This window comes from Streptomyces sp. CB00316 (assembly GCF_001905595.1).
GTDB lineage: Bacteria > Actinomycetota > Actinomycetes > Streptomycetales > Streptomycetaceae > Streptomyces.
On the sequence record NZ_LIXI01000025.1, the window covers coordinates 1 to 7661 of the forward strand.

Sequence of the window (7661 nt, forward strand, 5' to 3'; positions counted from 1 at the left end):
CACGCCCAAGGCCTGGTCGAACAGGTGTACCGCCGCACGGAGCGGGACTTCGGGGTCCTCGCACCACCCGTGGCCCTCCACTCTCCGGCCGCCGCGTCGCTCGCGGCGACCTGGATGATGCTGCGTGAGACCCTGCTCGCCGACGGCCTCGCGAGCCGCGCGGCGAAGGAAACCGTCGCCACCGAGGTCTCACGCGCCAATCAATGCCCCTACTGCGTCAGTGTCCACCAGGCAGTCCTGGAAACCCTGCCGCCGGACACGACACTCTCCCCGGTCGCCGAGTGGGCCAGAACAGCCGGACTCCACAGCCCGCAAAGCCCAACCCTCAGCACTGCCCCTCTCCCGTTCACGGACGCCCAGACGCCGGAACTCTGCGGCGTCGTGGTGACGTTCCACTACATCAACCGCATGGTCACCCTCTTCCTCGCCGACTCCCCCATGCCCGCCCGGACACCGACACCCCTACGAGGACCCATCATGCACACCACCGCCCTGGCCATGCGTCCCACCACACCCGGCCCCCTGACACCAGGCGACTCACTCAGCCTGCTACCCCCCGCACCCCTACCCCCCGAACTCGCATGGGCCCAGGACAACCCACCCATCGCCAAAGCCCTCGCCCGGGCCTACGCCGCCGTGGACCACGGGGCACGCTGGGTGCCGGAACCAGTGCGGGAGCGGTTGCGGTCACGCCTCGACCGGTGGGACGCAACCGCTCCGGGGCCGGGCCGGGGGTGGCTCGTAGAAGCCGTATCAGCACTGCAGCCCAAGGACGTTCCGGCCGCCCGGCTCGCACTCCTGACCGCCTTCGCACCGTGGCAGACCCTCCCGGAGGATGTCGCGGCCTTCAGGAACCGGTTCCCCACCGACCGTGAACTCATCGAGCTCACGTCCTATGCCGCCCTCACCACTGCCGTACGGATCGGCAGCCGGATCCCCTTACCCCGCCCCTCAAGGGCGACAAAGCCGGCCGGGAAACCGCAACGGACCGGGTACTGACGCCCCCTCGCCACCCACTCCGAAACGAAAACGCACTGCCGGCGACCGTTCCGGATTCGGCAGAGACTTCAGATTGTGGTGGTGACCTGGGGTTTCAGGGTTGCCTGGCAGCAGGTCGGTCTCGTGTTCGACAGGTGGGACGTGCCCGATCCCACCGTGCAGACGGCGCTGACAGTACCGGTCGACCCCATTCGGCGGTGGCCAGCTCGACCTCGGAGAGGTTCGCCAGGGGCGACGGGGCTGGAGCAGCTCGGTCTCGAACAGGTCGGTCATGGACTCCATGAGGGCATGGCCGTAGGCGTCGCCGACCGACCCGATCGACGCGGCGATGCCTGCCCGATCGAGGAACTCGCCGAGTGCGAACGATGGGTACTGGGGAGCCAGCATCGCAGTGACGCAGCAACTCACCTTACTCGTAGAGGAGTTGGTGCCGGTCGCGCTGCCGCAAGAACATCTCCGGGGCATCCAGGACGAGCCGCGTCTCCCTTCGATGTGGCCGCTGACCAGCCGGCGACGCGGCGGGAGAAGGTGTCCACGACGAAGGCGACGTGGACGACGCGGGCGAACGTGGCGACGCGGATGGAGCCGGCGGCCCAGCAGCGGTTCGGGGCAGGGGCGGTTCGGGGCAGGGGCGACGAACTCGCGATCCACCAGGTCCGGGGCCCGTTCCGCGCTCACGTCGGGGATGGTGGCGATCACCCTCACTCGCCCCGATCCCTCCCCGTGATGCCGAGTCACACATGAAGGGCTCGGCGGCGCACCGGGCCACCGCGACATCCTGACGGACCAGGTACCGCCAGAACTTCCGGGCACCGCAGACACGGTAGTTGCCCTCGCACACCCGCGCGATGAGGGCCCTTCAGCCCGACATCGCGAACGGTGCGCAGCCGGTGCGCAGCCGGTGCGACTCAGCGCTTGTGGTGGGCTTGACAGGTGGCGGGGCGCTCCTTCAGCCACGCTCGGTAAACACACAAGAGATCGACTCGACACCACCGAAGCGAACCCGGACGCTCGCCGACGAACACTACGAGCGCGTGTGTGGCCGGTCCACCCCGGCCACGAAGAAGGACACCACCACCATCCGGACACCACCCACCCACTGCAGCTCGATACCCCCTTCTTCACCATCCTGACCTGCGCAGACTCCCTGCGAGGGGCACCGAGGAGGAAAGCCCAAGATGCCGAGTCGCTGTTCAGCAGCGACGGTGGATGAAGGCCATAGTCCTGCTTCCCTTGGGAGAGCCATGATCGTCAAGATGTTGCACGAGAAGGGCCTGAAGGCTGAGCACGCCTACACCGCGGCGTTCGCCTCGATCGGCCTGTCCGTCGTCTCCTGGGTCGGATCGATGAAGATCGAGCCGACCGGCACCGCACGGGCCGACCGATGGGGCATCTTCGTCGGCGAGTGGGCACCCACCTTCTTCGCCCTCGGCCTGGCCCTGGCGAACTACGAACGCGACCACGACCTCCTCCACTCCCCCACCCACTGACCCCGCGCCCCGCTCTGTCCCGGCCGCACTTCGTCCGGGACAGAGCGGGGCAGGGGCGCGCCGGTCGAGATGCGCGCCGTCCGGCCCGGCGCGAAGATCGAGGAGGCGGGCAACAGCCTCGCCGCGCCCGCCTCGGGGCGCCCGGTCCGCTGCCCCTTCCGACGCCGCCGGAGGGGCTTGGAGGTATGTGATGCCGAGGCCACTGTGGGCCGGTGCGATCAGCTTCGGGCTGGTCACGATCCCAGTGAAGATCGTGTCCGCGACCGAGGACCACGACGTCCACTTCCACCGGATCCACCTCACCGACATGGGCCGGGCCCGAACCCGGAAGGTGTGCGAGTTCGACGACCATGTCGTCTCCCAGGACGAGATCGGCAAAGGGTACGAGGTCTCCAAGGACGAGACCGTCACGGTGACGGACGAAGAGCTGGAGCAGATGCCGCTGCCGACGGCGAAGGAGATCGAGATCGTCGCGTTCGTCGAAGTCCACGACAGCGAGGACGCGACCGTGCACGAGATGCGCCCCTCCAAGAAGACCGGCGGCCGGACGGCACCCGCGAAGAAGAAGGCGGCCTCGTCCAAGACCGCGGCCGCGAAGAAGACCACCGCAGGCTCAACCTCGGGGAAGAAGAGCGCGGGGAAGAGGACGGCTGCGAAAAGGCGCAGTGCCTCCTGACCCTGCGGGTGCGCTGCCGAAGGTCGAGCCGATGCTCGCTACGCCCGGCGCCCTGCCCTCGGCAGGCGTCGAGGACCAATACGCCTTCGAGGTGAAGCAGGACGGGCAGCGGGCGGTGATCTACCTGCCCGGCGACGGCACCCTGCTCGTGCGGGCCCGGTCCGGCACCGACATCACCGCGGCGTACCCCGAGCTCCTCCCCCTCGCCTCGGTTCTCGGCGGGCGCCGTGCGGTGCTGGACGGTGAGATCGTCGCGCCCGACGAACACGGACGCAGTGACTTCGAGCGGCTGCAGCAGCGGATGGGGCTCGCCGGGTCCCCGGCGAGGGCCGCGCGGATGGCCTTGGCTGTGCCCGTGCGCGTGATGCTCTTCGATGTCCTGTACCTCGACGAGCGGCTCATCACCGGCCTGCCGTACACGGAGCGGCGTGGTCTTCTGGAGGGACTCGGGCTGGAGGGGCCGGCGTGGTCGACCCCTGGGGCGATCACCGGGCACGGCACCCAGGCTTGGGAGGCGGCCCGCAGCGCCGGGCTGGAAGGGTTGCTGGCCAAGCGGCTGGCTTCGCGGTACGAGCCGGGGGTGCGGTCGAAGTCGTGGATCAAGATCAAGATTCACCGTCTCGCCGATGTGGTGGTCGGCGGGTGGGTGCCCGGGCGCGGCCGGCTGGCCGGCTTGCCCGGCGCAGTCCTCGTCGGCGAACGGCAAGGTGGGCAGCTGCACTACGCGGGCAGCGTCGGCACCGGCTGGAGCCAGACCGAACGCACCCGGCTCGCCGAGCTCCTCCACGTCGCGGCCATCGACACCTGCCCCTTCGCCCAAGTCCCACCGGTGACCGGCGCCCGGTGGGTACTTCCCCGCCTCGTCGGCGAGGTCCGCTACACCACCCGCACCCGCGCGGGACGGCTCCGCCACCCCTCCTGGCACCGGCTACGCCCCGACCTCGCCCCCGACAATCCCACCTGAAGGCGAGCGCCGCGTACGACGGCCGGACCGGTTCAGGCCCCGGCCTCGTGGTCCGTCAGTCCGGTCTTCGGCGTGCACACGTCGCAGGGGGCGATACCCGGCTCCGCGAGCCCGGAGTCCTCGGCGGGCGACTTCGTGGACGACATGGCAGGTTTCCTCTCGGAGTTCAGCGGGCGCGCCGGGCTCTGGAGGGTGAGGCTCCGCGCAGCCGGTCCGCGGGCCTTTGCCGCGGACCGTCTCACCGCGCTCGATCCTGGCCCTGTTCCGGGCGAACTCCCGCTCGGCTGCCGACAACTGCCGGGGCGCACAGCCGGGGGTGCCCCCACCCGTCGGTCACCTTCGTGATGACCTCGTCCTTGGCGTAGTCCTTGGAGCAGGCCGGGCAGGTGCCCGGGTACACGGCCCGCAATGACCCGCGCGACAGCGGTACCGTCCTCCTGGCTGCCGCCTTCTTCACGGCCGGCTTCCCGCCACCTGCCTTCCTCTTCGCGCCTGCTCCCGCTTCAGCGCCTCGCACTGCGCCTGCCGGGCCGCTTCTTCGGCTGCCCGCGTACCCCCTTGGCGGCCTTCCGTGCCGGGGCCTGTCCTACGCCCGGATCGCAGAACCCGGCATCCAGCGGCCGACGCGCGCCACACTCACCGAACGCCCTGGGGCACGGCGCACCGGGGCGCACGGGGGCGCGCACGACGCGATGAGTTGCGCACAACCTAGCGCACTCCTCCACCCCGTAGAGCACACCGAAGTGGACTCCGCCGCCCACTCGGTACGCGCGATGCCGGGCACTTCCCCCGGTGGAACGCGCCGCGATGCGGGAACGAGCTTCCGCCAACCTGGATTCGCAGGTCAAAGAGCTGGTGTGGTCGGCCTTCGGGGGCTCGTGCTGGTCGTGGGCGGGAGTCCGCGGAGAAGATCACCCGTCAGCGGTTGATATCGAGGTTCGTCAGGACGAGCACAGCACGCAGAAGTTGGGGGGCGCGGGCGGGATTGGTGCGGAGCTCAGTGAGGGTCCGCCAGTCCTTGAGGTGCGCGACGCCGTGTTCGACCGTCGCGCGTCCGACGGTCAGACGCGGTCGGCTTTCTTCTGCGCCGGGGTGAGCTTGTGAGGGCGGCTGGCGGTGTAGCCGGTGACGATCACGGGGTCGAGGATGTCGTTGTCCAGTCCGCGGAAGCCGAGATCGGCCAGCGCCCCGAGGCCGGCGGCCTGCAGGTGCGCTGACGTCCACCTCCACCACCTCGCCGACCTCCCAGGCCACGACCGGCCCGGCGGCCTGCCGCACGGAGGCGATGACGCGCTGGTAGCCCCACGGCAGCGCTTTCTCCTCCACACCCAGCTCGCGGTGAGGGATCAGCATCACCGCCCGTCCACCCACCTGTCCTGGCAGCGGGCGGGCCGAGGAACGTTCCTCGGCAAACTGCCCCGCCATCCATGCAAGGACGCCCCGGCGACGGCGAGTTCGTCGCACCGAATCGTAGAGGGCCATCCGGCCCCAGCAGGCGCAGCAGCCATGACAGAGGCTCCCTTCTCATGGCCCATCAGGCCATCTCCGGCAACCTTCCGCATCTCGGGGGAACCTCACGGGCGATACCCTCGGACCGGCCCCGCGACTCAGAGCCGCGGGCGGACGTCGTGTGGCGCTCGCGCCGCCAGTTGCACCAAGAGGCGGCCGGTGACCGGCAGATGCTCTTCGTCTGCGCGACACGGTATGGCACGTACGGGGAAGCGTCGTTCGGCAGCTACGTCATGCTGCGCCACCACCAGGTCGGCGAACGCACCGGTCGGCCGGAGTAGCCGTGCGCCGTCGGTGTGATGCTCACCTTCGCACCGCAGCGGCAGACCGCCCCTGGCACACCACACCGATGAGGGTCCTGGGCCACAGCCAGCTCACCTCAGAACAGGTAGCCGAGTTCGAGCAGCTGTGGCCACAGAGCGGCCACGCCTGAGGCGTCAGCGGCGCGCCGCTGACAGGCGGCGAAGGAGCCAGGCGGCGTCACGGCCCACCCCACGCAGCGTCTTCGAGGAGAAACTCCGCTGGAACTCCATGCCGACGAAGCCGAGCCCTTTCGCCGTGGTGGACAAGCCGCCGCGGTGAACGGGCGCTCCGGCGTCGTCGAGGGCTCCCGAGCCGGTGAGGTAGCCGAACGCGGGGCGGTAGCCGGTGGCGTGGACGACGGTGTCTACCGGCTCCTCGGTTCCGTCGGCCCAGAGCACGCCGTCGGCGGTGAAGCGGCTGAACATGTCGCGGCGGTCCACGCCGTGCCGGTCGAGTGCGGCCCGGTAGTTCCCGTCGTCGATCACGGAGACCGGGACCTTCGCGAGCAGGCGGCGGATGGGTGCGGTGTCGAGCTGGGTGTGCTTGAGCCACCAGTGCAGATCCCGGCCCAGCGGTCGCTGGGGTGTCCAGCCGACCGGGCGGCGGGTGGCGAGGGTGGTGTCGGCGACCGGGCCGAGTTCGGCTGCGATCTGGATCGCGGAGTTTCCTCCACCGACCACGACCACCCGCTGCCCCGCGAACACGTGAGGGCTGCGGTAGTCGGCGGCATGCAGGACACGGCCGCCGAACTCCGCACGGCCCGGGGTCTTGGGGAGGAACGGGGAGCCGAAGTCGCCGGTCGCGGCGACCACCGCGGCCGCGGTGAACTCCCGCCCGTCCCCGGAGCGCACCCGCCACACTTCGTCCTGGCGGGTCACCGAGGCGACGCTCGTCGAGGTGCGGATCGAAGCGGGCAGGCGCCGAGCGTAGGCACGCAGATAGTCCACGACTTCATCGCGGCGGGGGTAGCGGTCCGGGTCGCCGGGGAAGCGCATGCCTGGCAGACAGGAGTACCGGGCCGGGGAGAACAGAGTGAGGCTGTCGTAGTAACGCGGCCAGGCCCCGCCCGGCTCCTCGGCGCTCTCCAACACCAGAATGCGGGCAAAGCCGTGAGGCGGGGCGAGGGCGGCTGTGGCGAGACCGGACTGCCCGGCACCGATGACGATGAGATCAGCGTGTTCCATAAGAACGTAGACCTTCCATAATGGGTCGTTGTTTCGGGAAGTGACGAAATATTGGATGGGAGTGAGCGGTGACGAAGGACAGTGGTGAAGTGGCCGCGCTCGATCAGGCGACAGCTGACTTCATCGGGGCACTGGCGAGCAGGACCCGCCAGCGGATGATGTTCCAGTTCGCCGGTGGGGTCGAGCTGACGGTCGGCGAAGTCGCGGAGCGGTGTGGGCTGAAGCCGTCGACCGCCTCGGAGCACCTGAGCCTGCTGCGCCGCGGGGGCCTGGTCGTCTCTCGTAAGGAGGGTAGGGAGGTGTTCCACCGTGCCGACGGGAGAGCCATGTCCGAGCGGCTTTCCGCACTCCAGGCGTACCTGGCGGTCTGCTGCCCGCCCGGTGCCGCCTGCTGACGCCGGCCGGCGCGGCCGCGGTTCAGGTGCTGCCGGTGACCGTGCGGGGGGCGCAGGCGGCCGGTCCGGCAGCTTCGAAGGAGGGGGCGACCCGGTAGAAGACCCACGTCCCTCGGCGTTCGGAGACGAGGAGGCCGGCTT

General features: G+C 70.0%; 6 protein-coding genes and 1 pseudogene. 6 read left to right on the forward strand and 1 reads right to left on the reverse strand.

Going from position 1 to position 7661, the window contains the following annotated elements:
• The 5 genes and pseudogenes from AMK21_RS33460 to AMK21_RS33495 form a co-directional block, all read left to right on the forward strand.
• The coding region (locus AMK21_RS33460; RefSeq protein ID WP_073882906.1) for a carboxymuconolactone decarboxylase family protein at positions 1 to 999 on the forward strand (999 nt) is incomplete at its 5' end.
• Between the two features lie 1244 nt (positions 1000 to 2243).
• The gene (locus tag AMK21_RS33470) at positions 2244 to 2489 is read left to right on the forward strand and encodes a hypothetical protein (protein WP_073882907.1); all 246 of its coding nucleotides are present in this window, start codon (positions 2244 to 2246) and stop codon (positions 2487 to 2489) included.
• 190 nt (positions 2490 to 2679) lie between these two features.
• Positions 2680 to 2974, forward strand: a pseudogene (locus AMK21_RS36560) (Ku protein); the annotation flags it as partial.
• 222 nt (positions 2975 to 3196) lie between these two features.
• Positions 3197 to 4129, forward strand: coding sequence for an ATP-dependent DNA ligase (locus tag AMK21_RS33480; RefSeq protein ID WP_073882908.1), 933 nt, complete (start codon positions 3197 to 3199; stop codon positions 4127 to 4129).
• A 1526-nt stretch (positions 4130 to 5655) separates the two neighbouring features.
• Positions 5656 to 5919 carry a hypothetical protein gene (locus tag AMK21_RS33495; RefSeq protein ID WP_073882910.1) on the forward strand — a complete coding sequence of 88 codons (264 nt, stop codon included), beginning with the start codon at positions 5656 to 5658 and terminating at the stop codon, positions 5917 to 5919.
• Between the two features lie 156 nt (positions 5920 to 6075).
• Here AMK21_RS33495 and AMK21_RS33500 read toward each other — a convergent pair whose 3' ends face one another.
• A complete protein-coding gene (locus tag AMK21_RS33500) occupies positions 6076 to 7125 on the reverse strand; it encodes a flavin-containing monooxygenase (protein ID WP_073882911.1) in 1050 nt (349 codons plus the stop codon).
• Between the two features lie 68 nt (positions 7126 to 7193).
• Here AMK21_RS33500 and AMK21_RS33505 point away from each other — a divergent pair, with 68 nt between their 5' ends.
• Positions 7194 to 7520 carry an ArsR/SmtB family transcription factor gene (locus AMK21_RS33505; RefSeq protein WP_234422130.1) on the forward strand — a complete coding sequence of 109 codons (327 nt, stop codon included), beginning with the start codon at positions 7194 to 7196 and terminating at the stop codon, positions 7518 to 7520.
• Positions 7521 to 7661 lie beyond the last annotated feature (141 nt).